A 26628-nucleotide genomic window follows, 5' to 3' on the forward strand; every position below is an offset into this window, starting at 1 on the left:
GGGGCGCCCGGGGGGGGGGTCCCACTGGGGGGGGGGGGGGGGGGGGGGGGGGGGGCCGGGGGGGGGCCCCGGGGGGGGGCCCCCCCCGCCCGGGGGGGGGGGGGGGGGGGCCACCCCCCCCCGCCCCCCCGCCGGAATCGTCGTGCACGCGGCAGCGCTACACCTCGACCTTCTCCATGATCTCGTCGCTCACGTCGAAGTTGGCGAAGACGTTCTGCACGTCGTCGCTGTCCTCCAGCGCGTCGATCAGCTTGAAGATCTTCTTGGCGCCTTCCTCGTCCAGCTCGACCTGCATGGTCGGGACGAAGTTGGCCTCGGCGGAGTCGTAGTCGATCCCGGCGTCCTGCAGAGCGGTACGGACCTCGACCAGGTCGGTGGCCTCGCTGAGCACCTCGAAGGACTCACCGAGGTCGTTGACCTCCTCGGCTCCCGCGTCCAGGACGGCGGTGAGGACGTCGTCCTCGGTCAGCTCGCCCTTGGGGACGATCACGACACCCTTGCGGTGGAACAGATACGACACCGAGCCCGGGTCGGCCATCGAGCCGCCGTTGCGGGTCATCGCGACGCGCACGTCGGAGGCGGCACGGTTGCGGTTGTCGGTGAGGCACTCGATGAGCACCGCGACACCGCTCGGGCCGTAGCCCTCGTACATGATCGTCTCGTAGTCGGCGCCACCGGCCTCGAGACCGCCGCCGCGCTTGACGGCGGAGTCGATGTTCTTGTTCGGCACCGACTGCTTCTTGGCCTTCTGAACGGCGTCGTAGAGGGTCGGGTTGCCCTCCAGATCGACACCGCCCATACGCGCGGCGACCTCGATGTTCTTGATCAGCTTCGCGAAGAGTTTGCCGCGCTTGGCGTCGATCACGGCCTTCTTGTGCTTCGTCGTGGCCCATTTAGAGTGGCCGGACATCTGCCTGTCTCCTTCGCGTAACCCATCTCTGCAACGAACGCAGGAATCCTACAAGGGCCTGTCCGGGATTTTCCCGTCGTCCGCCCGTAGGGCAGGCCCGGCGGCGTCATGGGGGTCCCCCCTGCTCGAGCGGAGCCGAGAGCGGGGGAGGAGCCACGTGGGCGGTTCGGCAACGCGGCTGGGGGGTCCCCCCTGCTCGAAGAGCTTGGGGGAGTGCGTGCCAGACGCCGCCGGGCAGGCGGGAAAATCCCGGACAGGTCCTAGGGTCCGGCCGCCCGGCACCCGCGCGCCATGTCGACGAACAGGCCGTGCACTCGGTGGTCACCCGTCAGTTCCGGGTGGAACGACGTGGCCAGCGCATTGCCCTGGCGGACGGCGACGATGCGTCCGTCGTGCTCGGCGATCACCTCCGCACCGGCGCCGGCGGACTCCACCCAGGGGGCACGGATGAAGACCCCGTGCACAGGGCCGCCCTCGATGCCCCTGACGTCGACCGCCGCCTCGAACGACTCGTTCTGCCGTCCGAACGCGTTGCGTCGCACGATCATGTCGATGCCTCCCACGGTCTCCTGACCGGAGCGAGGGTCGAGGATCTTCTCGGCGAGCAGGATCATCCCGGCGCAGGTGCCGTAGACCGGCATGCCGCCTTGCACGCGTGTGCGCAGGGGCTCCATCAGGCCGAACAGGACGGCCAGCTTGGAGATGGTGGTGGACTCCCCGCCGGGGAGGACCAGGCCGTCGACCTCGGCGAGCTCCTCCGGGCGCCGCACCGGCCTGGCGACGGCGTCGGCCGCGGCCAGGGCGACGAGGTGCTCCCGTACGTCGCCCTGGAGGGCCAGGACACCGATGACGATGTCGCTCATGCCCGGGGCCTACCAGCCGCGGTTGGCGTAGCGCTCGGTCTCGGGGAGGGTGTCGCAGTTGATGCCGACCATGGCCTCGCCGAGGTTGCGGGACGCCTCCGCGATGATCTTCGGGTCGTCGTAGAAGGTGGTCGCCTTCACGATGGCGGCGGCACGCTTGGCCGGGTCGCCGGACTTGAAGATGCCGGAGCCGACGAAGACGCCCTCGGCACCGAGCTGACGCATCAGGGCGGCGTCGGCGGGGGTGGCGACACCACCGGCGGAGAACAGCACGACCGGCAGCCTGCCCAGCTCGGCGACCTCCTTGACCAGCTCGTACGGGGCGCGCAGCTCCTTGGCGGCGGCGTACAGCTCGTGGTTGTCGAAGCCGCGCAGCCGGGCGATCTCGTTCTTGATCTGACGCAGGTGGCGCACGGCCTCGACGACGTTTCCGGTGCCGGCCTCGCCCTTGGAGCGGATCATCGCGGCGCCCTCGGCGATACGGCGCAGGGCCTCGCCGAGGTTGGTGGCACCGCAGACGAAGGGGGTGGTGAACGACCACTTGTCGGAGTGGTTGACCTCGTCGGCCGGGGTGAGGACCTCGGACTCGTCGATGTAGTCGACGCCGAGCGACTGCAGCACCTGCGCCTCGACGAAGTGGCCGATGCGGGACTTGGCCATGACCGGGATGGAGACGGCCGCGATGATGCCCTCGACCATGTCCGGGTCGGACATACGGGCCACGCCGCCGTCCTTGCGGATGTCGGCGGGGACTCGCTCCAGTGCCATGACGGCGACGGCGCCCGCGTCCTCGGCGATCTTCGCCTGCTCCGGTGTGACGACGTCCATGATCACGCCGCCCTTGAGCTGCTCGGCCATGCCGCGCTTCACACGGGCGGTGCCGGTCTCGGGACCCTGGTTTTCGGAGAGCGTGCTGGACACGAATGACCTCACTGATGACGAAGAGGGGGGTTGCTGCACCACCGAGGAAACGTGAACGGGCCAGTCCACGGCAAGAGCCAATGGAGAGGCGGTGGATCGTTTTGGGCGGAAATCCCGGCCGCCCTCCCGGTGGGTGCCGCCGACAGGGCCTGTCCGGCGGATCATTCCGGAGCGGCGGGGCCGAGATCCTAGGCCGCGCGTTCGATCAGGGCGGCCGGGGGTTCGTCGTCCATTTCGAACGCCATCGGGAACGGTGCGTGTCCCGCCAGCCGGAACCAGCGCACCTTCCGGTGCCGGCGCAGGGCGCGTGCGGCCCGTACGGTGTCGTTGTGGAAACGGCGGGCCATGGACACCCTGCGGACCGCCTCGGCGAGTTCCACCGCCGCGTTCTCTCCCCCGGGCGCCTCCTTGACCGCATCCACCTGCTGCGACTCGGCGAAAACGGCCCGCAGCGCCTGGCTCAGTTCACTCTCGGCGACCTCCCGCTGCTCCTCCACCGCCTGCCGCGCGGCGTGCGCGGCCTCGTAGAGCACGATCGAGGCGGCCGGGTCGAGCACCCCTGACGTGGCCAGTTCCTGGGCCACGGAGGCGCGACGCAACAACTGCGCGTCCAGTGCGGCGCGTGCGGCGTCGATCCGGGCGTGCAGCCGGTCCAGCCGCCCAGCCGTCCAGCTCAGGTAGAGGCCGATCACGACAAGGGCGACGAGGATCCAGATCAGGGTTGCGGTCACGGGCGGCAAGGCTACCGGGGCGCCGCGCCCGCCCGGGCGAGTGCCCGCGGCGCCCCGGGCGCCGACGCCCTCGCTCGTCGCCGTTCACCGGAGGTACGGGCTGTCATGGCCGGGCCCGGCCATGACAGCTGCCCTCAGTCCCTCGCCGGCCCGAAGCGCGACCACAGCCCCGTCGTCCGCTCGTCGGCCGCCACCGCCGCCGCTCCGGCGGTCACCGTCTCGTAGACGGACATGATGTCCGCGCCGACGGTCGACCAGTCGAAGCGGCGGACGTGGGCGCTGCCCCGCTCGCGCAGCTTCGCGCGCCGCTCCGGGTCTCCCAGGAGGCGTACCGCGGCCTCGGCGAGCGCGTCGGCGTCCTCGTTGGGGAACAGCTCGCCGGCCGCCCCCCGGTCGAGTACCTGGGCGAAGGCGTCCAGGTCGGAGGCAAGCACCGGCGCCCCCGCGGACATCGCCTCGACCAGAATGATGCCGAAGCTCTCGCCGCCGGTGTTGGGCGCCACGTACACGTCGACGCTGCGCAGGAAGCGGGCCTTGTCCTCGTCGCTGACCATGCCGAGGAACTCGACCCGGGGACGGAGTTCGGCGGGCAGGCTCTGCACCGCCTCCTTCTCGTCGCCGCGCCCCGCGACCAGCAGCCGCGTCTGCGGGCGGGCGGCGAGGATCTTCGGCAGGGCCCGCATCAGCACCGGCAGGCCCTTACGGGGCTCGTCGATGCGGCCGATGAAGCCGATCGTGTCTCCCTGCCACGCGGGCTCGGGCTCGGCGCGGGCGAAGAAGTCGACGTCCACCCCGTTCGGGATCACCACCGCGTCGCCGCCGAGATGTTCGACGAGTGTGCGGCGGGCGTACTCGCTCACCGCGATCCGTGCGCTGATCTTCTCCAGCGCCGCCTGCAGGATGGAGTACGCGGCGACCATGGCCCTGGAGCGCGGGTTGGACGTGTGGAAGGTGGCGACGATGGGTCCCTGGGCCGCCCAGCAGGCCAGCAGGCCGAGCGAGGGCGAGGTCGGCTCGTGGATGTGGATCACGTCGAAGGCGCCCTCGTGGAGCCAGCGACGCACCCGGGCCGCCGACAGGAAGCCGAAGTTGAGCCGGGCCACCGAGCCGTTGTACGGCACCGGCACCGCGCGGCCGGCCGGGACGACGTACGGCGGCAGCGGGGTCTCGTCGTCGGCCGGGGCGAGGACGGACACCTCGTGGCCGAGGCGGATGAAGTACTCGGCCAGGTCACGGATGTGGAACTGGACGCCGCCCGGTACGTCCCAGGAGTACGGGCAGACGATGCCGATCCTCACGGAGTCCCCTCCCGGGCGTCCTGCTCGGAGTCACGCGCCGGATCGAGATCCTTGAGCCACAAGCGCTGCAGCATGTGCCAGTCCTCCGGATGGTCGGCGATCCCCGTGGCGAAGGCGTCGGCCAGCGCCTGTGTCATGACGGACGTCTTCTCGGCCCGCGTACCTGACTCGGGAACCGGGACCGCTGGATGGACCCGGCCCCGCATCACGGGCGAGTCGTCGTACCAGAGCGTCGCCGGCAGCAGCAGCGCCCCGGTGTGCTGGGCGAGCAGGGCGGGGCCGGCCGGCATCCGCGCGGTCTCGCCGAAGAACTCGACCTCCACACCGGAGGCCGACAGATCGCGGTCGGCGACCAGGCAGACCAGTCCCCCGTCGCGCAGCCGCCGGGCCAGCGTGCCGAACGCGCTGCCACCGCTGTGCGGGAGCACCTCCATGCCGAGGCCCTCGCGGTAGGCGACGAAGCGGTCGTACAGCGTCTCCGGCTTCAGGCGCTCGGCGACGGTGGTGAACGGAATGCCGAGCCCGGTGGTGGCCCAGGCGCCCGCGAGATCCCAGTTGGCGAGGTGCGGCAGCGCGAGGACGACACCCTTGCCGGCCGCCATGCCGTCGGTCACCCGGTGGATGTCCTTGATGTCGATGCCGTTCGCGATGCGCTCCGGGCTCCAGGCGGGCAGCCGGAAGGACTCCATCCAGTACCGCAGGTACGAACGCATGCCCGCGCGGGACAGTTCGGCGAGCCGCTCGGGGCCCGCGTCGGGCACCACGCGCGCGTAGTTGCTCTCCAGCCGGAGCACGCCCTGGCCGCGCCGCTTCCAGGCGAGGTCGGCGATGGTCCGGCCGAGCCGCACGGCGACGGGTTCGGGGAGCTTCTTGACGGTGGCCCAGCCGGCGCCGTACAGAGCGTCGCTCAGGCGGTCCCGCGCGCTCACTTCGCGGCCCCGCTCCCGCGGGCCTCCTGCTCCCCGGCGGCCTCCTGCTCCTCCGCGGCCTCCGCGGCCTCTGCCTCGGCGGACTCCCGGTGTACCGTGACGACCCGCTGGATCAGCGTGATCAGGCTGCCGACGGCGACGATCCACAGGGCGACCGGCAGCAGGTACTGGATACCGGGGACGCCGAACGCGTGCAGACCCGCCAGACCGGCCGCGACCAGCGAGATCACGAGCCGCTCGGCCCGCTCGATCAGCCCGTTCACGGCCACCGGCAGTCCGATCGACTCGCCGCGCGCCTTGGTGTACGACACCACCTGGCCGCTGGCCAGGCAGAAGATCGACACGGCGCACAGCACGATGTCGTCGCCCCGGCCCGCGTACCACAGGGCGAAGCCGCCGAAAACGGCCCCGTCGGCGACCCGGTCGAGGGTGGAGTCGAGGAAGGCACCCCAGCGGCTGGAGCGGCCCAGCTGGCGGGCCATGTTGCCGTCGACGAGGTCGGAGAACACGAACAGCGTGATCACGACCGTGCCCCAGAAGAACTCGCCCAGGGGGTAGAAGACCAGCGCGCCCGCGACCACACCGGCGGTGCCGATGAGCGTGACCGTGTCCGGGCTGACCCCCCGCCGGATGAGAAACGCGGCGAACGGTGTGAGGACACGCGTGAAGAATGCACGCGCGTACTTGTTCAGCATGGCCTTCCCGACGGTCGGTGTGACCGTGTGGCCCCACTGGCCACCGGCTGGCCCATCGTAGTCACGTGCGCGTGCCACCGACGGCCTGGCACCTGAGGACCCGGTACGGGACCGCCGCCGCCCGGCCCCGCGGACCGGACCGGGCCGAACGTCGCGGCCGGAGCCGGTGCCGGGACGACCGAAGGCACGGTCGGGCAGCGCCGGGAGGCGTGGGATCGCGTCCTTCGTATGGACGCACCGTGACGGGAGTGGAAAGCTCGAAGGACCGCGGGCGTCGCCGGAGCCGTCACCGCTCGGGGTGCCCCCGGGCAGGCCCCGGAAGGATTCCGCGCGTCCGCGCCCACAGCGACCTCACCGTGCACGGGAGGCAGGACCATGGGCGACAAGGCGCACACACACCCCGGAGCCGCCGGAAGGGCACAGGCGGCCGACCACCCCACGTCCGTACGGAATGTGGTGCTGGTCGGCCACTCCGGATCGGGCAAGACGACCTTGGTGGAGGCCCTCGCGCTGACCGCGGGAGCCGTGAACCGGGCGGGCCGGGTGGAGGACGGCGGCACCGTGTCCGACTACGACGACATCGAGCACCGGCAGCAGCGCTCGGTACAGCTCTCCCTGGTGCCCCTCGAATGGGACGGCATCAAGATCAACCTGTTGGACACTCCCGGATACGCCGACTTCGTCGGTGAACTCAGGGCCGGTCTGCGAGCGGCGGACGCGGCCCTTTTCGTCGTCTCGGCCTCCGACGGGGTCGACGGCCCCACCCGCATGGTGTGGGACGAGTGTGCGGCCGTCGGCATGCCGCGGGCCATCGTCGTCACGCACCTGGAGGCGGCGCGCGCGGACTTCACCGAGATGACGCGCGTGTGCGCCCGGACGTTCGGCGGGGACGACCCCGACGCCGTACTGCCGCTGTACCTGCCGCTGCACGGTCCGGAGGGACCCGACGGGCACGCGCCCGTGACGGGCCTGATCGGACTGCTGACCCAGAAACTGTTCGACTACTCGTCCGGCGAGCGCGAGGAGTACGAGCCCGACCCGGACCGGCTGCCGCTGATCGAGGAGGCCCGCAACCGGCTGATCGAGGGGATCATCGCGGAGAGCGAGGACGAGACCCTCATGGACCGCTACCTCGGCGGCGAACCGTGCGACGTCAAGACCCTGATCGAGGACCTGGAGAAAGCCGTCGCGCGCGGTGGGTTCTTCCCCGTCCTGGCCGCCTCCCCCGCGGCCGACGGCACCCGCCAGGGCCTCGGTACGGTCGAACTGCTGGGGCTGATCACCGGCGGCTTCCCGACCCCGCTGGAACACGGCACACCGCGGGTGACCACCGTCGACGGCACACCGCGCGAGCTGAACCCGTGCGACCCCGACGCCCCGCTGGTCGCGGAGGTCGTCAAGACGTCGTCCGACCCGTATGTCGGGCGGATCTCGCTGATCCGGCTGTTCTCCGGCACCCTGCGCGCCGACCAGACGGTGCACGTCTCGGGACACGGACTGACCGACCGGGGCCACGAGGACCACGATGTCGACGAACGGATCGGCGCCCTGTCCACACCGTTCGGCAAGCAGCAGCGCCCGGTGTCCCACGTCATCGCGGGCGACCTCGCGTGCGTGGCGAAGCTGGGCCGCGCGGAGACCGGGGACACCCTGTCCGCCAAGGACGACCCCCTGCTGATGGAACCCTGGGAGATGCCCGACCCGCTGCTGCCCCTGGCCATCCAGGCACACAGCAAACCGGACGAGGACAAGCTCTCGCAGGGACTGGCCCGCCTCGTCGCGGAGGACCCCACCATGCGCCTGGAGCACAACCAGGACACCCACCAGGTGGTCCTGTGGTGCCTGGGCGAGGCCCACGCGGACGTGGCCCTGGAGCGCCTGCGCAGCCGGTACGGCGTCCAGGTGGACGTCGTGGCCCACCGGGTGCCCCTGCGCGAGACCTTCGGCGGCAAGGCCTCCGGGCGTGGACGGCATGTCAAGCAGTCCGGCGGGCACGGGCAGTTCGCCATCTGCGAGATCGACGTGGAGCCGCTGCCGGGCGGTTCGGGCATCGAATTCGTGGACAAGGTCGTCGGCGGCGCGGTGCCACGGCAGTTCATCCCGTCCGTCGAGAAGGGCGTACGGGCCCAGGCAGCCAAGGGAGTCGCGGCCGGCCACCCGCTGATCGACGTACGGGTGACGCTGAGGGACGGCAAGGCGCACTCGGTGGACTCCTCCGACGCGGCCTTCCAGACGGCCGGCGCGCTGGCGCTGCGGGAGGCGGCCGCGGACGCGCCGATCAATCTCCTGGAGCCGGTGGCCGAGGTGGACGTGCTGATCGGTGACGACTACGTGGGCCCGGTGATGAGCGATCTGTCCGGCCGGCGCGGCCGGGTGCTCGGCACCGAGCAGTCTGCGGGCGGACGCACCCTCATCAGGGCCGAGGTCCCGGAGATCGAGATCGGCCGGTACAGCGTCGATCTGCGGGCGCTCTCGCACGGCACCGCGCGCTTCAGCCGCCGGTACGTGCGGCACGAGCCGATGCCGGCGCAGGTCGCCGAGCGGGTCCGGGAGGAGGCAGTCAGCGCCTGACCGAGGAGGAGGCGCGCGCCTCCTCCTCGGCATGGCCCGGGATCCGGCGCCGGCGCTCTCGGGACAGTCCCTGCAGTTCCGCGGGCGCCCGCGCACCACCGCCCCCGGGCATGAGCGCGTACATGCGCCCGGAAGCGGCGGAAAGCGCCTCCGAGAGGCCTCATTTCGTGCCGGTATTCGTACCGGTAGGCGGCTTTCGGCCGTCCACCGACGGACGCCGTCGGCGGCGGATACTCTGAAGACCAGTTCAACAGGTGTGCGGGGCAAGGAAGTCGGGAAGGCCGCAAGACGACAGTCGCGGCGATCGGGGGCGGGAATGGCCGTTGAAGGCGGTTACGCGGAGTTCTTCGGTCCGCAGGTGCCACGCACCGGCGACGAGGGGCAGACCCCGACGTTCGCGCTGGCCTCGGCCGCCTACCGGGACAACGAGGCCGACGAGATACTCAAGGCCAACACCGAGTGGCACAAGTCGTCCGTCGGCAAGCCCCGGATCGCGCTGTTCCGGCCGAATCTGGGCGAGGCGTTCTCCCGGGCGGTCATCGACCGGATGCTGGGCTCCGGGCGGGCACCCCTCATCCAGTCCTTCGGCACCCAGCCGCAGGCGGTCGTGGAGCACAGCCTCGCGGCGCACCGCATCCGCAGGGAACGGGACAACTGGCTCAGTGCCGTGATGGTGCTGTGCGGCGTGCTGTTCCTGCCCGGACTGCTGGTCTGGCTGCTGGTCTTCCAGATCCGCACCACCATCGCCAGGCGCGAGGACAAGCGGGCCGGCGCGCTCGCCACCACGCTGCTGGTCGCGATCGGACTCCTCGCCGTGGTCTTCCTGCTCCGGATGCCCTTCGACGGATTCTGGGGCTGGTACGCGCGCGCTTGTGTCGTCGCCCCGGTGATCGGCTGGTTCTGGGCCAAGCGGATCTGCGAGCGCACGGCGCACGACCTCAGGGAGCGCTGGAGCAGCCTCCTCTCCGGCGGCAGCGTGGGCGCCAAGGTGCCCGAGGCGGTGCCGAGCAGTCCCGGCGAGACGGCCGCCGAGGAGCTGCGGCAGTCGCTGGCCCGGCTCAGTGCCGAACAGCAGTCCAACTCCGTGTTCTACGCCGGGCCCAAGGGGATACTCGGCATGGGCACGCGCTGGGGCAGCTGGCAGCTCGCCGAGGAGCTGCTCCCGATCGATCCGGACCGGGAGATCAACCCGTTCCGCAGCTGGGACGTCATCAAGGCCGTCCACGACCGGCTGCGCATGCTGGAGCGCGGCCCGCTGCACACCGGCGGCTTCCCCAAGCCGACGGTACGGCACTGGATCGTCACCCCGATCGGGGAGAACGCGGAAGCGGTGTCCCGGCCCGACGGCACCGACGTCGAGGCGTACCGGATCAAGCCGCACGCCATACAGGAGATCTGCAACAACCAGCAGTTCGGCGCGGGCGACCGGCACTACCTGGGCGTGCAGTGGACCCTGTGGGACGGCCAACTGGTCCTCACCATGCTGATCACGGTGACGGTGCTGCACGAGACGCTGCGCATCGAGGTCACCGGGCATGCCCTGGGCCCGGTGCACTCCCTGTTCACGAGCAAGCCGGCGGCCAAGGAGAAGAGCGTCCAGAAGTCGGTCAGGTTCTGGGAGACCCGGACGGTGAAGCTCCCGCTGGTCGACACCGACGAAGTGGTGCGCCTGGCCGCCCGCGCGCCGCTGACCTGGTATCCGCCGCTGCTCTACTGGCTGGGCGGCAAGCTCTCGCTGCCCGAGCCCTTCGGCCTGCGGCACGCCTGGGCGGACAAGCCGTGGCGGCACCGCTTCATGGCCGACGACGCGCTGCGCGCGGCCACGCCGGTCCTCCGGGCGGTGCACTCGGCGGCGATCAAGGTGCTGAAGGAGAACGGCGTGGACACGGAGAAGTTCGGTGCCCGCTCGGCGGGCCTGAGCGGTGCCATCCAGGACGCGGCGCCCAAGAAGGCCGACGTGTACGACGCGTAGGCCTCCGGCCGTGGGCGGGGCAGTCGCCGAGGCTGTTGTCCCGCCCCTCGCCGAACGGGCGGATCACACCGTCGGCCAGGCCTCCGCGAGCATCTTGCGGGTGTCGCCCAGCAGTTGCGGCAGCACCTTCGTGTGGCCGATCACGGGAAGGAAATTGGTGTCGCCGCCCCAGCGGGGCACGACGTGCTGGTGCAGGTGGGCGGCGATGCCCGCGCCGGCCACGGTGCCCTGATTCATCCCGATGTTGAAGCCATGGGCGCCGGAGGCACTGCGCAGGGCGCTCATCGCCTGCTTGGTGAACTCGGCGAGCTCCGCCGTCTCCGCCGTCGTGAGGTCCGTGTAGTCGGCGATGTGGCGGTACGGCACCGTCATCAAGTGGCCGCCCGTGTAGGGGTACAGATTGAGCACTGCGTAGACCAGCTCGCCACGCTTGATGATCAGCCCGTCCTCGTCGGATTTGGCCGGGATGGAGCAGAAGGGACAGCCGTCGTCGGCGCCCGGGCCGCTCGGCTTGTTCTCGCCTTGGATGTAGGCCATCCGGTGGGGCGTCCACAGACGCTGGAACGCGTCCTGCGTGCCCACTCCGATCTGCTGCTCCGGCTCACTCGTCATACGTGCAGCATATGGCGTCGGGGCGAGGAGCCGGAAAAGGCCCCCGGGGTTCTCCTCTCCCGGGGGCCGATCCCCGCGCAGGCGGGGAGCACATCAGACCTGAGCCCGACGCTCCACCACGTCAACGATCTCGGCGATCGCTTCGTCACGGGGAATGCCGTTCTTCTGCGAACCATCGCGATAACGGAATGACACCGTGCCCGCATTCATGTCGTCGTCGCCGACGATCACCATGAACGGCACCTTCTGCTTCTGGGCGTTTCTGATCTTCTTCTGCATGCGGTCCGAGGAGGAGTCCACCTCGACCCGCAGGCCCTGCTTCTTCGCGTCGGCGGCGAACTTCTCCAGGTACTCCACATGGGCGTCGCCGACCGGGATGCCCACCGCCTGCACCGGTGCCAGCCACGCCGGGAAGGCGCCCGCGTAGTGCTCCAGCATCACCGCGAAGAACCGCTCGATGGAGCCGAACAGCGCACGGTGGATCATGACCGGGCGGGTCTTGGAGCCGTCCGCGGCGGTGTACTCCAGGTCGAAGCGCTCCGGCAGGTTGAAGTCGAGCTGGATGGTCGACATCTGCCAGGTGCGGCCGATCGCGTCACGGGTCTGGACGGAGATCTTCGGGCCGTAGAAGGCGGCGCCGCCCGGATCCGGGACCAGCGGCAGGCCCTGCTTCTCGGCGACCTGGCGCAGTGTCTCGGTGGCCTCTTCCCAGACCTCGTCGGTGCCGACGAACTTTTCCGGGTCCTTGGTGGACAGCTCCAGGTAGAAGTCGGTCAGGCCGTAGTCGCGCAGCAGGTTCAGGACGAAGGTGAGGGTCTTGTCGAGCTCGTCCGCCATCTGCTCGCGGGTGCAGTAGATGTGCGCGTCGTCCTGGGTGAAGCCGCGGGCGCGAGTCAGACCATGCACGACGCCCGACTTCTCGTAGCGGTAGACCGTGCCGAACTCGAAGAGCCTCAAGGGCAGTTCACGGTACGACCGGCCGCGCGCGTCGAAGATCAGGTTGTGCATCGGGCAGTTCATGGGCTTGAGGTAGTAGTCCACGCCCTCGTCGAGCTGCATGGGCGGGTACATGCCGTCGGCGTACCAGTCCAGGTGGCCCGAGGTCTCGAAGAGCTTCCCCTTCGTCGCGTGCGGGGTGTAGACGAACTCGTAACCGGCCTCCTCGTGCTTGCGCCGCGAGTAGTCCTCCATGACCCGGCGGATGATGCCGCCCTTGGGGTGGAAGACGGCGAGGCCGGAGCCGATCTGCTCCGGAATGGAGAACAGGTCGAGCTCGCTGCCGAGCTTGCGGTGGTCGCGCTTCTCGGCCTCGGCGAGAAACTCCAGGTGCGCCTTCAGCTCGTCCTTGGACGGCCAGGCGGTGCCGTAGATGCGCTGGAGCATCGGGTTCTTCTCGCTGCCGCGCCAGTAGGCGGCGGCGTTGCGCATCAGCTTGAACGCCGGGATGTTCCGGGTCGTCGGCAGATGCGGGCCACGACAGAGATCCCGCCAGCACAGCTCGCCGGTCTTGGCGTCGAGGTTGTCGTAGATCGTCAGCTCACCGGCGCCGACCTCGACGTCCGCGCCGTCGTCGTGCGACGCGGAGCCCTTGAGGCCGATCAGCTCGAGCTTGTACGGCTCGTCGGCGAGCTCCTCACGGGCGGCGTCGTCGGTCACCACGCGGCGCGAGAAGCGCTGACCGCGCTTCTGGATCTCCTGCATCCGCTTCTCGACGGCCTTGAGATCCTCGGGCGTGAACGGCTTCTCGACGTCGAAGTCGTAGTAGAAGCCGTCCTTGACCGGCGGGCCGATGCCCAGCTTGGCCTCGGGGAACAGTTCCTGCACGGCCTGGGCCATGACGTGCGCGGTGGAGTGGCGCAGGATGTCGAGGCCGTCCGGGGACGAGATCTCGACGGCTTCGACGGTGTCGCCGTCGCCGACCTGGTGGGCCAGGTCCTTGAGCTCACCGGCCACACGCGCGGCGACGACCGAGCGCTCGCCGGCGAAGAGCTCGGCGGCCGTGGTGCCCGTCGTCACCACGCGTTCTTCCCGCTCGGAATCGCGTTGGATGATCACACGGACGTCTGACACCGGTCTCTCCTGACTGAAGGCTGGGCCGCGGCGCCATACCTGAGCGCACGCATGGGTGCGATCGTACCGACCCGGACCGGTGCGGGTCTAAATCATTGCCCGCGGCCGTATCCGCCGCCGTCCCCGCCGGCGACCCTCGTGCCGTCCCGGGGGTCGCCGGCGAGGCCGCGGGTCTCGCCGGAGAGGACAGTGGTTTCCGCGACGTGGTGGCGTTTCCGGAGGTCTCTCGCGCAGTGGGCCGCCGCTTCGCGTTTCGCCTGGAGCGTCTGTCCCCCGGCGACCTCCCCACCCCGCAGGGAGTGCGGCACGCAGGCCGGGGCCGGGGCCTTCAGGCCTGGTTCGCCCGCGGCGGCACTTCGGAACCGGTCGCCCCTGCCCGGTCCTGTCCGGCCCCGCGTCCGAACTGCGGGCGGCGGTGCGGGGGGGCCTTCCGGGCGTGTGGCTCTGAGCGCAAAGAAGCCGGTCCGCCTGTGGCGGACCGGCTTTCCCGGTGGGCGATACTGGGTTCGAACCAGTGACCTCTTCGGTGTGAACGAAGCGCTCTCCCACTGAGCTAATCGCCCGGGAACGGACCGAACGATACAGGGCGGGGCGGGCTTGGTTCAAACCGCTTGGAGATGCGCGGCCAGCCCGCGCCGCCCGGAGCGCATCATCAGGGCGTGGTTCGCGTGGAAGAGGGGGCGGCCCGGCACCGCGAAGCGGCGCAGCAGGGGTTTGCGGACGTCGACCTCCTGGTCGTAGCGGGCGAGTGTGCCTCCGGGGCCGGCGGGGGTGACGGTCCATCGGGCCCAGCCGTCGAGGTCCCCGGACAGGTGCGTTTCGAGGACTCCGGCCAAGGGATCGCGCCGTGTCTCCCGCAGGGTCGCCGTCAGGTCGAAGGGCAGGACGGAGCGGATCCGGACGACCCCGCCGGCGGCGTCGAGCCGGGTCACCTCACACACCTGGGGCCACCAGCGGGGATAGTCCTCGATGCGTTCCAGGGCGCGGTACACCGGCCCGGAGGGCACGGGCAGGCTCCACAGACTGCGGAAGCGGTAATGGTTCCGGTCCATGGAAGGAGTGTGCCCACCCGTGCCCGGGCCGTACGGTCTCCTGCCGCCCCTTATGGCATCCGGTGTCCCAGTAGGGCGAGGTTCTCGATGGCGGCGAGGCCGTAGAGCGCGGTGTCGTTGGTGGACACCCAGGTGGCCTCACTGCCGGCGACCAGGGCAGTCGGCCCGGTCACCTTCTCGGTCTGCCAGGGGGCGGATTCCTTGTACCCGTCGGAGTTGTAGAACTTGTCCCAGGCCCGGTCGGCGAGTTCGCCGTCGCCCGTCTGCACGGCGGCGTAGGCGTCCAGGCGGGAGTGGCCCTGGAAGAGGATCAGGCTGCCGAAGTTCGATCCGTAGCGTGCCGCCTGTTCCGTCTTGCTCGCGTTGAAGTAGCGGCAGTAGTCGTAGTACGCCTCCTCGAAGGCCGGCATGTCGACCAGGTCGATGAGTTCGGCGCACAGTTCGTTCAGGCCGAAGACGGCCGACAGGTGGGAGACGCCGACCACGGGTTCCTCGGCGATCGCGAACTTCCCGGTGTCCAGGTCGTACAGTCCGCTGCCCTGCACGAATCCGTTGGGCTGGGCGGCGATGGTCTCCATGGTGGACAGGACGCGTGCCTTTGCCTTCTCCCATTTAGGGCCCCGGCGTTCCCATTCGGTGAGCCAGGCCGAGACCAGGCCGCTCCAGTCGGTGCCGAAGCCGATGGACAGGGCGTGCCGGTCGGGGGTGTACGGCTCGGTGCGGATCTTGCGCAGGGGGTCCAGGGCGAGGAAGGTCTCGTCGGAGTCCACGTTGGCGTGCATGAGGTCGCCGACGCGTTCGTCGGCGGTGAGGAAGTAGTAGTAGCGCCGGTAGGTGGTGTTGGCGATGCGCTGCTGCTTGGCGCTGTCGGCCCAGTGCTGGACGCCGTGCCGGGTGCCCAGGCCGGCCCACTTGCCCAGGTGGTAGACGTCGACCTCGCCGGTGTGCCGGGTCATCGCCTCGGCGAAGCGGAAGATGTCGGCGCGGCCGGAGCGCAGGTAGGCGTACCAGAGCCAGAGGTCGGGCGAGAGTTCGGAGTTGTCCCAGGCGTAGCCGCCGATGTCGTAGCGCCACTGGTGGCGGACGGTGTCGTAGGTGTGCATGATGTCGCCGTAGTCCCAGAAGCCGTACCAACGGCGCATCTCCACCTGGTCCTTGTAGTAGGTGAAGAGGAAGTCGAGGTGGTCCTCGATCTTCGCCTTGGCCGGAGTGGACCGGTCGGGCGCGGAGAACAGGCCGGGACCGAACACCTTGGCGCCGATGAGCTGCTTCGGCGGTGCGGCGAGTTGCGGGAGGACGCGGACGGCCTCGACCTGTCGGGCGAGTTCCTCGGCGCTCGGGGTCGACTCGTTGGCCCAGAAGAGGAGTTCGGAGGTGCGGGCGATGCCGTAGGGGGTGCCGAACTCGGGCTCGTAGTCCTCGTAGGTGATGTTGAGGCCTTCGAGCTGTTCGGGGAAGGTGTCCTGGCCCATGCCGTCGTGGTAGAAGCGCAGGTCCATGGGCTGCGCCTCGGGCGACCAGAGCCAGAGGGTGATCTCGGCCGCGTCGGTGTGGGCGTCGCGGATGTCGAGCTGGGCGGGGTGCTTCTCCCAGAAGTCGCGCAGGCCGAAGGAGAGTCCGCCGCTGACTCCGCCGACGTAGCCGAAGCCGGAGGCGCGTCGTCCACCGCCGGCGCCGATCCAGCCGTAGCCCTTCTTGGTGCGCTTGCGCAGGGCGAAGCCGTCGGCGGAGAGCTGGGAGAGGGTGTAGTCGCCCCATTCGGGGATGTACTGCAGGCGGGTGGTGACCCGTTGGTCCCAGGTGGCGGGGTCGGGCAGCTTCTCGCCCGCGAACTGGGCGGCCTGTACGGCGGCGCCCGGGTCGCGGCGCAGTCCGGTGATGCCCTTGACGGCCTCGCGCAGCAGTCCGGTGTCGTCGCCGCCGATGCGGATGTGCCGGTCGTAGGACTCGTCACGCAGGGGGACGGTAAAGCGGACGCCGATGCCGCGGATGAAGTCGCCGCTCGCCCTGCCGGGTTCCTGTGTGCCGTCGTAGGTGATGGTGTGCACCATGCGGAAGGAGTCGGCACCCGCGTAGAAGTAGAGACGGATGGAGAAGGGCAGCCAACTCCGGCGGCCTTTACGGTGTGTGCCGTCGACGCGGACGACGGCCCGGACCGGCCCCGCCTGTTCGACGGTGACCTCGTCGATGGTGCCGTCGAAGCGCTCGGTCCTGACGGTGCTCTGGTCGCCGTCCTCGAACTCGGGCTGGCGCAGCAGGACGAGGCGGCCGTTCCTGGCGATCTCGGTCGAGCCGCGGGTGACGGACTTGACGAGGGTGGCGCCGGACTTGGCGATCTTCGCGGTGATGACGCCGGTCGAGATGTCGATGGTGCCGCCGCGTGTGTCGACGGTGACCTTCTTCTCCGGCGCGGCGGGGGTTCCGGCGGTCAGGGTGAGCTTGCCGGTGCCGGAATTCACCGCGTGCGCGGTCCACTTGAGGGAGCCGTCCGGCCAGTGGGCGAGTGGCCAGGACTGTACGGGTACGGCCCTGCCGTCGGCGTCGGTCAGCGCGAAGGTCTGGTCGTCGCGGTGGACGCCTTTGGGCCAGGGCACGCCGACGGTGGAGCCGGGTGCCGCGCCGAGGCCGCCGTCCTCGAGCCAGTCCAGGGTCACGGGGTCGGCGCCGGCGTTCTCGGCTCTCGGTGCGGCGGTGGCGTCGCGGCTGCCGAGGGCCCAGCTGAACTGGGCGGCGGCGCCTGCGACGGCGGCTGCCTTCAGGAGGGACCTGCGGGGGATGGGGGACATGGCCTTTCCTTTCCGTGCGGGACGCAAGGGGCTGTCAAGGGCATGACAGGCAAGGGCGCGGCGCCGGGGCGCCGGCCCTGGTACGAAAGGCACCGCCCGTCAGCGGTGCCGGTGGCGCTCCTCCACGGCGACGGCCGCCGCCGCGACCGCGCCCAGGACGGGCAGAGCGAGCGGCGCGCTGAACCAGGCGGAGCAGACCACCACGGCCAGTCCGCCGACGATCAGGAAGGATCCGGCGGGGTCGAGCACGGTGCGGCGGGCGGCCTGCGCGCACAGCCACCGCCAGGAGGCCCCGGGCCGCCAGGAGACCGCCGCGCGCAGCCCGGCGACGGCTGCCGCGATCAGGGCGAGCACACCGACGGCGCCCACGAGCTCGCCGCCCGGCAGTCCGGCCCGTACGGCCCGCACGTCCACCCAGACCACGGCGAGGGCGGCCCACCCCGCGAGTCCGACGAGCCACCCGCCGCGCAGCGCCGACCGGAAGTCGGCCGCGAACTCCCGCAGCCCGCCGCGCTCATGGGCGAGGTGGCGCCCGAGGTGCCGCGAGCCGGCCGCGAACGCGGCGGGGTAGGTGACCAGTGGCAGCGAGGCCAGCGCGATCCACACCCCGGTGAGCAGGCACTCGGCGAACAGGGCGAACTTCCCGGCGAGCGGTGACTCGCCGTGTGCGGCACGGCCCGTACGGCGTGCGGCACGGGTCCCGGTGTGCGCCTCGGTCATGATCGGTTCACCTCAGCCCTTCAGGCCGGACGTGGCCATGCCGTCGATGAGGTAGCGCTGGAAGGCCAGGAAGAAGGCCAGCACCGGCAGGAGCGCGACCAGGGACATGGCGATCATGCCGCCGTAGTTCGCGATTCCTTCCTGGTCGACGAACATCTTCAGACCGAGCGAAACGGTGTACTTGCTGGGCTCGTTGAGGTAGATCAGCGGACCCATGAAGTCGTTCCAGACGTTGATGAAGGTGAAGATGGCGCTGGTGATCAGGGCCGGCCGGCACAGCGGGAGCACGATCGACCAGTAGATGCGCAAGTGCCCGCAGCCGTCGAGGCGTGCCGCCTCGTCGAGTTCCCTGGGCAGGTTGCGCATGAACTGCACCATCAGGAAGACGAAGAACGCCTCCGTGGCCAGGTACTTCCCCAGCAGGAGCGGGGTGTAGGTGTTGATCATGTCCATGTTGCGGAAGAGCACGTACTGCGGGATGAGCAGGACGTGGTACGGCAGCAGCAGGGTGCCGATCATCAGGGTGAAGAGCAGATTGCGGCCGGTGAACCTGATCTTCGCGAAGGCATAGGCGGTCAGTGAGCAGGACACCACGATCCCGATCACCGAACCGACGGCGAGGAAGAGCGAGTTGACGAAGAACGTGGAGATCTGGATGTCCGCGATGCCGTCGGTGAGGCTCGTGTAGTTGGCGGTGATCGGGTCGGCCGGGAAGAGATCCAGGCTGCCGACGATGTCCTCGCTGTTCTTGAAGGACCCGCCGATGACCCAGATCACCGGGTAGAGGATCACCGCGAGGATCGCCAGTGACCCGGTGTGCCAGGCGAGCGAGCCGGGCAGACGGCGCCGCAGGGCGCCCGCCCCGGTGGACCGGGCCGGTGTGACGTCGGTGGCCGGTGGGGGTGTCCCCTGACCGGGCGAAGTCGAGAGATCGGGGGAGCTCATCGGCCGCCCTCCTCGTAGTGCACCCAGCGCTTCTGGGACCAGAAGAGCACCGCGGTGACCAGGGCGACCGCGACCAGCAGCATCCACGCCATCGCGGAGGCCAGGCCCATCCGGCTGTTCTCGAAGCCCTGGACGTACAGATAACAGGTGTAGACCATGGTTCCGTCCGCGGGACCGCAGGCGTTGCCCCCGGCGCCGCCGCCGACGATGTAGGCCGAGCTGAAGATCTGGAAGGAGTGGATGGTCTCCAGCAGCACGTTGAAGAAGAGGACCGGGGAAATCATCGGCAGGGTGATGTTCCAGAACTGCCGGAGTCGGCCCGCTCCGTCGACGTCCGCCGCCTCGTACAGCTCGCGCGGCACCTGCTTCAGACCGGCCAGAAAGATGACCATGGGGGCACCGAACTGCCAGACGGTGAGTGCCACCAGGCTGTAGATGATCAGGTCAGGGTCGCCGGTCCAGCCGCCGGCATCGACGCCGAAGATCTTCTGCGTGCGGTCGACGATCGCGTCGTCGGAGAAGATCGCCTTCCACACGATGGCGACGGAGACGCTCGCCCCAATCAGCGAGGGCGCGTAGAAGGCGGCCCGGTAGAAGGCCTGTCCGCGCCGCTTCTGGGCCAGCAGCAGCGCCACCCCGAGCGCCGCGATCAGTTTGATCGGCGTACCGACGACGACGTACCAGAGCGTGACCTGCACCGAGTGGCGCCAGCGCGGGTCGGCGAACATCTCGGAGAAGTTGTCCAGGCCGATCCACCGGGGAGCGTCGAACAGGTTGTAGTCGGTGAACGCGAAGTAGAGCGAGGCGGCCATCGGGCCCGCCGTCAGCAGCAGGAACCCGGCGATCCAGGGGGACATGAAGAGGTAGCCGGCCAGGTTCTCCCGGCGGCCCCGCCGCTTGAGGGCGGCGGGGCGCGGGGACTTCACCGGACCGTGCCACGGCTCGGAGTCCCGGATGAGGTCCTCCGTCGCAGGGGCGTGTGTCACGGCGCTTCCCATCAGCCGGCGAGAGCCGTCTTCGACTCGTTGAAGAACTGCTTGACGGCGTCCGCCACGGAGCGCTTGCTCAGGCCCAGTTCCTCCGCGATGCGCAGGAACGCCGCCTCGCAGATGTCGGCGCCGTTCGGGTGCGGCGTGATGGGCTCCAGGACGCCCGACTCGACGAGGGACTCCTCGTAGGCGGCGATCGCCTTGTTGACCGGATCGGCCGGCCGGTACGCGTCGAACTGGACCTGCGTCGTGGGCACACCTCGGTCGTATCCCATGATCTTGGCGACCTCGGGATCGTGCACCATGAAGTCGATGAACCGGGCGACCTCCTTGGGGTGCTGGGTGCGCTTGGACGCGCTGAGCATCAGGGAGCCGAGGTACTGGCCGGTCTTCTTGCCGTCCGTGGTCGGGATCGGCGCGAGGCCGTACTCGCTCTTGCCCTCGGAGGTGTAGCGGACGGTGAAGTTGTCCCAGGTGAACTCGGATCCGGCGAGTTCGGCGGAGAGCGCCGACTTGGGTTTGATCTGGGCGACCTTCTTCGGGTCGGCGAACAGGCCGGTCCTGACGCCCTTCTCGGCCTTGGTCCACCACCGGGTCAGATCCGCTTCGGTGAAGCCCAGTCCGTCCTCGGTGAAAAACGCCTTGCCGTTCTGCCGCAGATACAGGTCGTAGAGGTACATGACGCCGTACATGCCGCTGTCCCCGGCCCGGCCCGACTTGTCGCGGATCTTCGCCATCGCCTCGTCGAAGTCGTCCCAGGTCCAGCCCTGTTCGGGCTTGACCCCGGCCCGGGTGTAGACGGGCTTGTCGATGACCAGGGCCAGCGAGTTCGACCCCACGGGCACGCCGAGGAGTTTGCCGTCGACCTCGCCGAACGTCTCCAGGCCCGCCCGGAATCCGTCCATGGAGAGGTTGCCCGCCTTCACCTGCTCACTGAGATCGAGCAGCACATCCTTCGCATCGTATTTACGCAGGAAGCCGATGGCATTCTGGAAAACGTCCGGCGGATTCCCCCCGGAGGCCTGCGTGTTGAACTTCTTCCAGAAGTCGGGGTACGGCTGGAAGTCGGTCTTGATCTTGATCTTCGGGTACTTCTTCTCGAAGAGCGCGATGGTCTTGTTGATGCGCTCGGCCCGGTCCTCGGCACCCCACCAGGAGTAACGGAGTGTCACCGTCCCGTCGCCCGCTCCGCTTCCGCCGCCGCACGCGGTGGCCGTGGCGCCCAGCCCCGCGACGGCCAGCGAGGCTCCCGCCACCTTGAGGACCGTCCGCCTCCCGGCCTGCCTCCGCGCATTCCCGCCCTGCTGCATACGAGCCTCCCCGCGACGTCGTGTCCGCCTCATGAATCGTTTCAAGTAAGCGCTTGCTGGCACAAAGTACGGAGGACCCACGAGCACGTCAATGATTCGGACAGGAATGGATGGGCACACCGGCCAAGCGGGATCCGCCACGGCTCGCGCCCCTTCGGCGGAGACAGCCGGAAACACCCAGGTCCACGCAGCCCGACCGACGGACCGAACGCCGCCGGGCCCGCCGGAGGGCGGGACCCGGAAGGTCACGGTTGAGTGAAGGACGGCGCGGTCGGAGCGGTCCCACCGCCCACCGGGCAGGCGTGGGACACCGGGCGGAGGCATCGCACGACCGCACCGCCACGCATCCGCGTGCCGACCGGGGACACACAGACGCACCGCGGCCCGGCTCACTGTCGGTGAGCCGGGCCGCGGTGCGATCCGGTGGGCGATACTGGGTTCGAACCAGTGACCTCTTCGGTGTGAACGAAGCGCTCTCCCACTGAGCTAATCGCCCGGACGCAGGAAGAACATTACCCCATGTCAGGGAGTGCCCGTGACGGGTGGGGACCGGTGGTCGCGCCCCCGCCGCGGCTCACTGGTTCTCGATCTTCCAGGGCATCACGAGGCCGAACTTCCACAGATAGATCCCGGCCAGCGCGGTCCCGATCACGAGGGCGACGGTGGTCAGGATGATGTTCCGGCGCCGCACCCGGGGATCGAGCGCGCGCTGCGCCGCCTCGGTGACCTTGCGCTTGGTCCACCGGAGCACCAGCTGGGCCCAGACGAACTCGGTCGCCCAGATCGCCATGCCACCGAAGATCACCACCCAGCCCGGTCCGGGGAGCACCAGCATGGCGACGCCGGCCGTCACGACCGCGAGCCCCACGACGAAGACGCCCACCTGCCAGCTCAGGTGCAGGGTGCGGCGCGCTTTGACGAAGGCCGGCGCCCTGGAGCCCAGCGCCCGTTCGTCCGATGCCTGGTCAGCCCTGTCCATTCCCGCTCGATCCGCCGTCATGGCCGCCTCGCCGGGTGTGTCACTCCCCGTATTCATACGGCCAAACACTACCGGAGCCCCTCACTTCACCGGAACGGGCGCAGCTCGCGAACGGCCTTTCGGCCGGTTGAGTTACGTAAACCCATGCAAAACACTCAGAGGGGTTTACAACGGCACCGTAGGTGGCATGTCGATTTCGCCGACGTGCGAATCCCCGAGCGCACACTGAGCGAAAGGCCCTGGCGCTTATGAACACCACGGTCAGCTGCGAGCTGCACCTGCGCCTCGTTGTGTCGAGCGAGTCCTCCCTGCCTGTCCCCGCAGGCCTGCGGTACGACACGGCCGACCCCTACGCCGTGCACGCCACCTTCCACACCGGAGCCGAGGAGACCGTCGAGTGGGTGTTCGCCCGCGACCTCCTCGCCGAGGGGCTTCACCGCCCCACCGGCACCGGCGACGTCCGCGTCTGGCCGTCGCGCAGCCATGGTCAGGGCGTCGTCTGCATCGCCCTGAGCTCTCCGGAGGGAGAGGCTCTGCTCGAGGCCCCGGCACGGGCTCTGGAGTCCTTCCTGAAGCGTACGGACGCCGCCGTGCCTCCCGGCACGGAACACCGGCACTTCGATCTCGATCAGGAGCTCTCGCACATTCTGGCGGAAAGCTAGGCGAGGGTTCACCAAGCTGCCCGACGCCGTCGACTCGGGGTGACGGCTCGGGCCCTGACAGCCGTGCAACGGCACGCAACGGCGCCGACGCCGCGGGACACCGCGGACGGCGCCGTTGTGCTGTGCGCGAGCTCCGGGCACGGAACCCCAGCGGACCGTTCCCCGGCGGGCCTCGAAGCCCTGTGCGAGCGAGGAGCGCTCATGGGCTCGCGGGAGCCACTACCATCGGCCAGCATCGGCGGGCGCCCGCCCGACCCTCAGGCCAGGGAGCGAATCGTGCTGATCACCCACGACACCCGGTGCGCGCTGGACACCGTGGTGGATCTGGTGAACTCCGCGCCGGAGGACGACTCGGCACCGGACGGGCTGCCGGACGTCCCGGCTCTCGAGGCCTTCGTGCGCGGCCACCAGGTCAGCGAGGTCGGGGTTCTCACGGAGTTCGACCTGTCGGCGGTGCGCCGGATCCGCGGACGGTTCGCGTCGGTCTTCGCCGCTCCCGACGCCCACAGCGCCGCCAAACTGATCAACGAGCTGATCGCGGCCGCGGGCACCACGCCCCGGCTCACCAACCACGACGGCTACGACTGGCACGTGCACTATTTCGCCCCCGGCGCCTCGGTCACCGATCACCTGGCGGCGGACTGCGGGATGGCACTGGCGTTCTTCGTGGTCGCCGGCGAGCAGGAGCGGCTGCGGCGCTGCGAGGCCCCGGACTGCCGGCACGCCTTCGTCGATCTCTCCCGCAACCGCTCACGCCGCTACTGCGACAGCCGCACCTGCGGCAACCGCTTGCACGTCGCCGCGTACCGCGCACGCCGCAAGGAGGCGGCGGGCTGAGCGTACGCAGCGGGGCGGGGCCGGGCTCCGGGCTGAGCCGCGTGGGCCGGGCATAGCGGCGGGTGACCTTCCGATGCCGTGCCGACGCGGTCCCGACGGGTGGCGCCGGGTACCGCGGGTACGGCTCACAGCCAGAGCAGGTCGTGCAGGGCAGCCGTGAGCAGCAGACACCCGATCACCGCAAGGAAGATCATCAGCGGTGGCTGGGAAAGGGCGAAGAGGCATCCGCGCGGCTCGTCCTGCGGCGGCGCGGCCTCGCTCTGTGTCGTGTCCAGCATCTCGCGGGGATCATGACGCATCGGGAGCACTCGATGCGATCACCACTCACGGACTGAACGCGAGGGCACGGTTTCCACGACCCACGGTCCGGGTTGTGATCGTTTGCGCACGCTCCAAGACCGTCTGTGACGCTTCGGCCCGCTTCCTTCCGCCCCGGGTCACCCCCGTCACCTGCGGTGCGGCGCGTCCGCCCGGGGCGCCTTCATATGCCGTGCTTCTTGAGGATCGCCTCGATGTCGCTGAAGTCGTCGTCGCTCTTGGGCGCGGCCGTGGGGCGGGCCGCCGGGCGGGAGCCGGGGCCCAGGGAGGGGGCCGAGGCCGTGGGGGCCACTGCCCCGGGCTGTGTGGACGCCCCGGCCGCCCCGGCCGCCCGGCGCTGCTGCTTGCGTTCCTTCCGTCCCTGGCGGGTGCCGCCGCGCCGGCGCTCCACCGCGCGCGTGGTCATGAACAGCACCCAGGACAGGCCCAGCACGCCGAAACCCGCCCAGGCCGTGGGGCTGAAAGCGGTGTCGGCCAGCCACTCGACGACACCGGTCATCACCAGGCCGATGGGAACGAGAGCATAGGCGGCGATGCGGGTCGCGGTGAGGAAGCGCTTGCGGTAGGCCGTGACCAGCGCGATGCCCAGTCCTGCCGCGGACACGGCGGAGCAGACGGTCTCGGCAATCATCCGGTCCTCCAGGCAGGGGTTCGGTGGCATCGGGCACTTCGTCCCTTCCATCCTGCACCTTCCGGCCCCCACCGGGCCATGCTCCGGCCGCAGATCAGGGACATCTCCGGGTCGGCTCCTCCGCAGGTGCCGGTGCGGTGTACTCCCCCAGGGCCTGTCGTTCGGACCAGGCCGGGCTCGCGGGCCCAGGCTCCCGATACAGCCTGATCCACACGGAAGGCCCTCGGGGCCGGGCAGGCGACAGGGCCGATTGGGTGCCTCGGCGCGGGGCTGGGAGACTGTCGGGCATGAGTGACTCCTCCCCCGGCCGTGCCGCCCCCGTACTCGACGTGTGGTGCGAGCTGCAGTGCCCGGACTGCCGTGACGCCCTCGACGATCTCCGTGCCCTGCGCGCCCGGTACGGCGACCGTCTGGAGCTGCGGCTGCGGCACTTCCCGCTGGAGAAGCACAAGCACTCCTTCGCCGCCGCCCAGGCCTCCGAGGAGGCGGCCGAGCAGGGACAGGGCTGGGCCTATGTCGAGGCCGTACTGGGACGGGTCGAGGAACTGGACCGTGCGGGAGAACCCTTCCTGGTCCAGGTCGCTCAGGAACTCGGGCTGGACGCCGAGGAGTTCGACACCGCGCTGATCGACGGCCGGCACATCCTGATCGTGGACGCCGACCAGGCCGAGGGCAAGGCGATCGGGGTGACCGGCACCCCGACCTATGTCATCGGCGGCGAGCGTCTCGACGGCGGCAAGAGCCAGGAGGGTCTGCGTGAACGCGTCGAGGAGATCGCGGACCGACTCCTCGCCGAGCAGGACGGCTGACCGCGGAGCTCCCCCGCCCCGGCCCTACAGCAGGTGCTTGTACATCGCGTACCGCCTCGTCCCGTAGCCGAGTGACGCGTAGAGCCGCTCCGCCGGGGTGTTGCCCGCGAAGACGTTGAGCCCGACGGCGCGTTTCCCCGCGGCGATCGACTGCGCCTCGGCGAGCAGCATGAGGGAACGACCGTGCCCCCGGCCGCGGTGCGCGGCGTCGGCCTCGACGTCGAACACGAATGCCTGTTCCCCGCGTACCGCGAGCCACAGCGTGCCCACGGACGTCCCCTCGTGTTCGAGGACGCTGAGGAGCATGCCCTCCGAGTCCCGCCCGTCGGGGAGCAGGGCGGCATGGTCCTTGGCCGCCTTGGCCCGCGCCTCGGTCTCCGGCACACCGCGCTCGATCCAGTCCCGCGCGTACTCCGCCTCGCTCCTGGCCGACCAGGGGCCGAACTCGGCGTCGGTCATCGGCCGTCCGCGACTGCCCTCCGGCAGGGCGGGCGGGACGTCCCCCAGTGCCTTCTCCATGCTGTAGTTGCGCACGACGTAGCCGAGCGCCGTGGCGAGGCGGAACGCGGGCCCGGCAAGGGCATCGGATCCGGCCGCCCGTCCCTCCGCTCCTCCGGCCTCGTCGCCGGCCTCGTCGCCGGCTTCAGCTTCGGCTTCGGCGGGGACCGTCACCTCGATGCGGCGACAGCCCCAGCCGCGGGCGATCTCCTCGGCGGCGAGCGCGGCCACCGTGCCCCGGCCGCGTCTGCGGTCCGGCTCCTCGATCCGCAGGCGCATGATCCGGGCCACGGCGTCACCGAAGACGGGATGCGTACCGATGTGTATGTGTCCGACGGGACGGCTGTTGACACACACCTGGTAGCGACGGGAACGCGTGCCGTCGGGATTCCGCTGGAGCGGCTCGGCCGGCCGCAGGGTCGTGGTCATCTCTTCCTCCTGTGTGGATACCCCGTGCTTTAGCTCGGGGAGGAAACACAGCTCCTGCGGAGCAGGGCAACGAGCTGGGATTCGCCGCCAG

24 protein-coding genes, 2 tRNA genes and 1 pseudogene are annotated in these 26628 nt (G+C 70.1%); 6 read left to right on the forward strand and 21 right to left on the reverse strand.

The annotated features are described in order from the left end of the window. Positions 1-157: 157 nt before the first annotated feature. The 7 genes from ACFYQA_RS36640 to pgsA form a co-directional block, all read right to left on the reverse strand. Entirely contained in the window at positions 158-910 is a 753-nt protein-coding gene (locus tag ACFYQA_RS36640) for a YebC/PmpR family DNA-binding transcriptional regulator (protein WP_386399033.1), read from the reverse strand. 260 nt (positions 911-1170) lie between these two features. Then, positions 1171-1773: a pyridoxal 5'-phosphate synthase glutaminase subunit PdxT gene (pdxT, locus tag ACFYQA_RS36645; protein WP_388927550.1), complete on the reverse strand. Its 603-nt coding sequence runs from the start codon at positions 1771-1773 to the stop codon at positions 1171-1173. A 9-nt stretch (positions 1774-1782) separates the two neighbouring features. After that, positions 1783-2694 carry a pyridoxal 5'-phosphate synthase lyase subunit PdxS gene (pdxS, locus tag ACFYQA_RS36650; protein WP_388927553.1) on the reverse strand — a complete coding sequence of 304 codons (912 nt, stop codon included), beginning with the start codon at positions 2692-2694 and terminating at the stop codon, positions 1783-1785. 188 nt (positions 2695-2882) lie between these two features. Then, entirely contained in the window at positions 2883-3425 is a 543-nt protein-coding gene (locus tag ACFYQA_RS36655; RefSeq protein ID WP_386399041.1) for a hypothetical protein, read from the reverse strand. Positions 3426-3559: 134 nt separating this feature from the next. Further along, a complete protein-coding gene (locus tag ACFYQA_RS36660; protein ID WP_388927556.1) occupies positions 3560-4723 on the reverse strand; it encodes a glycosyltransferase family 4 protein in 1164 nt (387 codons plus the stop codon). Beyond that, positions 4720-5652, reverse strand: coding sequence for a phosphatidylinositol mannoside acyltransferase (locus ACFYQA_RS36665; protein WP_388927559.1), 933 nt, complete (start codon positions 5650-5652; stop codon positions 4720-4722). The genes ACFYQA_RS36660 and ACFYQA_RS36665 overlap by 4 nt, the downstream gene beginning before the upstream one ends. Continuing rightward, positions 5649-6347 (reverse strand): phosphatidylinositol phosphate synthase, encoded by a 699-nt coding sequence (gene pgsA, locus ACFYQA_RS36670; protein WP_388927562.1) that lies wholly within the window; start codon positions 6345-6347, stop codon positions 5649-5651. Before pgsA ends, ACFYQA_RS36665 begins: the two co-directional genes overlap by 4 nt. Before the next feature lie 375 nt (positions 6348-6722). Between pgsA and ACFYQA_RS36675 the strand changes: the two genes are divergently transcribed. After that, positions 6723-8918: an elongation factor G-like protein EF-G2 gene (locus ACFYQA_RS36675; RefSeq protein WP_388927566.1), complete on the forward strand. Its 2196-nt coding sequence runs from the start codon at positions 6723-6725 to the stop codon at positions 8916-8918. A 316-nt stretch (positions 8919-9234) separates the two neighbouring features. Beyond that, the gene (locus ACFYQA_RS36680; protein ID WP_388927569.1) at positions 9235-10890 is read left to right on the forward strand and encodes a hypothetical protein; all 1656 of its coding nucleotides are present in this window, start codon (positions 9235-9237) and stop codon (positions 10888-10890) included. Positions 10891-10953: 63 nt separating this feature from the next. Here the strand turns inward: ACFYQA_RS36680 and ACFYQA_RS36685 are convergent, their stop codons facing one another. Beyond that, complete coding sequence (locus ACFYQA_RS36685) at positions 10954-11502, reverse strand: HIT family protein (protein WP_388927572.1); 549 nt, start codon at positions 11500-11502, stop codon at positions 10954-10956. Positions 11503-11595: 93 nt separating this feature from the next. Next, a complete protein-coding gene (gene thrS, locus ACFYQA_RS36690) occupies positions 11596-13572 on the reverse strand; it encodes a threonine--tRNA ligase (protein WP_388927575.1) in 1977 nt (658 codons plus the stop codon). A 200-nt stretch (positions 13573-13772) separates the two neighbouring features. On the opposite strand from thrS, the pseudogene ACFYQA_RS36695 reads away from it, so the two are divergent. Continuing rightward, positions 13773-13949 (forward strand): annotated as a pseudogene (locus tag ACFYQA_RS36695) (3'-5' exonuclease); the annotation flags it as partial. Between the two features lie 114 nt (positions 13950-14063). Here ACFYQA_RS36695 and ACFYQA_RS36700 read toward each other — a convergent pair. The 9 genes from ACFYQA_RS36700 to ACFYQA_RS36740 all read right to left on the reverse strand — a co-directional run bounded on the left by ACFYQA_RS36700 (position 14064) and on the right by ACFYQA_RS36740 (position 22410). Continuing rightward, a tRNA-Val gene (locus tag ACFYQA_RS36700) sits at positions 14064-14135 on the reverse strand. 39 nt (positions 14136-14174) lie between these two features. After that, positions 14175-14624, reverse strand: coding sequence for an SRPBCC family protein (locus ACFYQA_RS36705; protein WP_388927578.1), 450 nt, complete (start codon positions 14622-14624; stop codon positions 14175-14177). 50 nt (positions 14625-14674) lie between these two features. Further along, complete coding sequence (locus ACFYQA_RS36710; protein ID WP_388927581.1) at positions 14675-17410, reverse strand: Tat pathway signal sequence domain protein; 2736 nt, start codon at positions 17408-17410, stop codon at positions 14675-14677. Between the two features lie 99 nt (positions 17411-17509). Further along, entirely contained in the window at positions 17510-18130 is a 621-nt protein-coding gene (locus tag ACFYQA_RS36715) for a hypothetical protein (protein WP_388927584.1), read from the reverse strand. A 12-nt stretch (positions 18131-18142) separates the two neighbouring features. Continuing rightward, positions 18143-19075, reverse strand: a complete 933-nt coding sequence (locus ACFYQA_RS36720; protein WP_388927587.1) for a carbohydrate ABC transporter permease — start codon at positions 19073-19075, stop codon at positions 18143-18145. Then, entirely contained in the window at positions 19072-20073 is a 1002-nt protein-coding gene (locus ACFYQA_RS36725) for a carbohydrate ABC transporter permease (protein ID WP_388927590.1), read from the reverse strand. Before ACFYQA_RS36725 ends, ACFYQA_RS36720 begins: the two co-directional genes overlap by 4 nt. Continuing rightward, positions 20073-21374 (reverse strand): ABC transporter substrate-binding protein, encoded by a 1302-nt coding sequence (locus ACFYQA_RS36730; protein WP_388927593.1) that lies wholly within the window; start codon positions 21372-21374, stop codon positions 20073-20075. The genes ACFYQA_RS36725 and ACFYQA_RS36730 overlap by 1 nt, the downstream gene beginning before the upstream one ends. A 424-nt stretch (positions 21375-21798) precedes the next feature. Beyond that, positions 21799-21870: transfer RNA gene (locus tag ACFYQA_RS36735), tRNA-Val, on the reverse strand. 78 nt (positions 21871-21948) lie between these two features. Next, the gene (locus ACFYQA_RS36740) at positions 21949-22410 is read right to left on the reverse strand and encodes a TIGR02611 family protein (RefSeq protein ID WP_388927596.1); all 462 of its coding nucleotides are present in this window, start codon (positions 22408-22410) and stop codon (positions 21949-21951) included. A gap of 191 nt (positions 22411-22601) precedes the next feature. Here ACFYQA_RS36740 and ACFYQA_RS36745 point away from each other — a divergent pair, with 191 nt between their 5' ends. Together ACFYQA_RS36745 and ACFYQA_RS36750 are read left to right on the forward strand one after the other, a co-directional pair. After that, positions 22602-23015 (forward strand): SsgA family sporulation/cell division regulator, encoded by a 414-nt coding sequence (locus ACFYQA_RS36745; protein ID WP_004002642.1) that lies wholly within the window; start codon positions 22602-22604, stop codon positions 23013-23015. Between the two features lie 276 nt (positions 23016-23291). Further along, positions 23292-23852 (forward strand): CGNR zinc finger domain-containing protein, encoded by a 561-nt coding sequence (locus ACFYQA_RS36750; RefSeq protein WP_386399074.1) that lies wholly within the window; start codon positions 23292-23294, stop codon positions 23850-23852. Between the two features lie 125 nt (positions 23853-23977). Here the strand turns inward: ACFYQA_RS36750 and ACFYQA_RS36755 are convergent, their stop codons facing one another. Both ACFYQA_RS36755 and ACFYQA_RS36760 read right to left on the reverse strand, forming a co-directional pair. After that, positions 23978-24151 carry a hypothetical protein gene (locus ACFYQA_RS36755; protein ID WP_386399312.1) on the reverse strand — a complete coding sequence of 58 codons (174 nt, stop codon included), beginning with the start codon at positions 24149-24151 and terminating at the stop codon, positions 23978-23980. 182 nt (positions 24152-24333) lie between these two features. Beyond that, entirely contained in the window at positions 24334-24831 is a 498-nt protein-coding gene (locus ACFYQA_RS36760; protein WP_388927599.1) for a hypothetical protein, read from the reverse strand. A gap of 257 nt (positions 24832-25088) precedes the next feature. Here ACFYQA_RS36760 and ACFYQA_RS36765 point away from each other — a divergent pair, with 257 nt between their 5' ends. After that, on the forward strand, positions 25089-25610 hold the full coding sequence (locus tag ACFYQA_RS36765; protein ID WP_388927601.1) for a DsbA family protein: 522 nt from the start codon (positions 25089-25091) through the stop codon (positions 25608-25610). A 24-nt stretch (positions 25611-25634) separates the two neighbouring features. On the opposite strand, the gene ACFYQA_RS36770 is transcribed toward ACFYQA_RS36765, so the two are convergent. Then, positions 25635-26537, reverse strand: a complete 903-nt coding sequence (locus ACFYQA_RS36770) for a GNAT family N-acetyltransferase (RefSeq protein WP_388927603.1) — start codon at positions 26535-26537, stop codon at positions 25635-25637. Between the last annotated feature and the right edge of the window lie 91 nt (positions 26538-26628).

This window comes from Streptomyces sp. NPDC005774, from assembly GCF_042871645.1.
Classification (GTDB): Bacteria; Actinomycetota; Actinomycetes; order Streptomycetales; family Streptomycetaceae; genus Streptomyces; species Streptomyces pratens.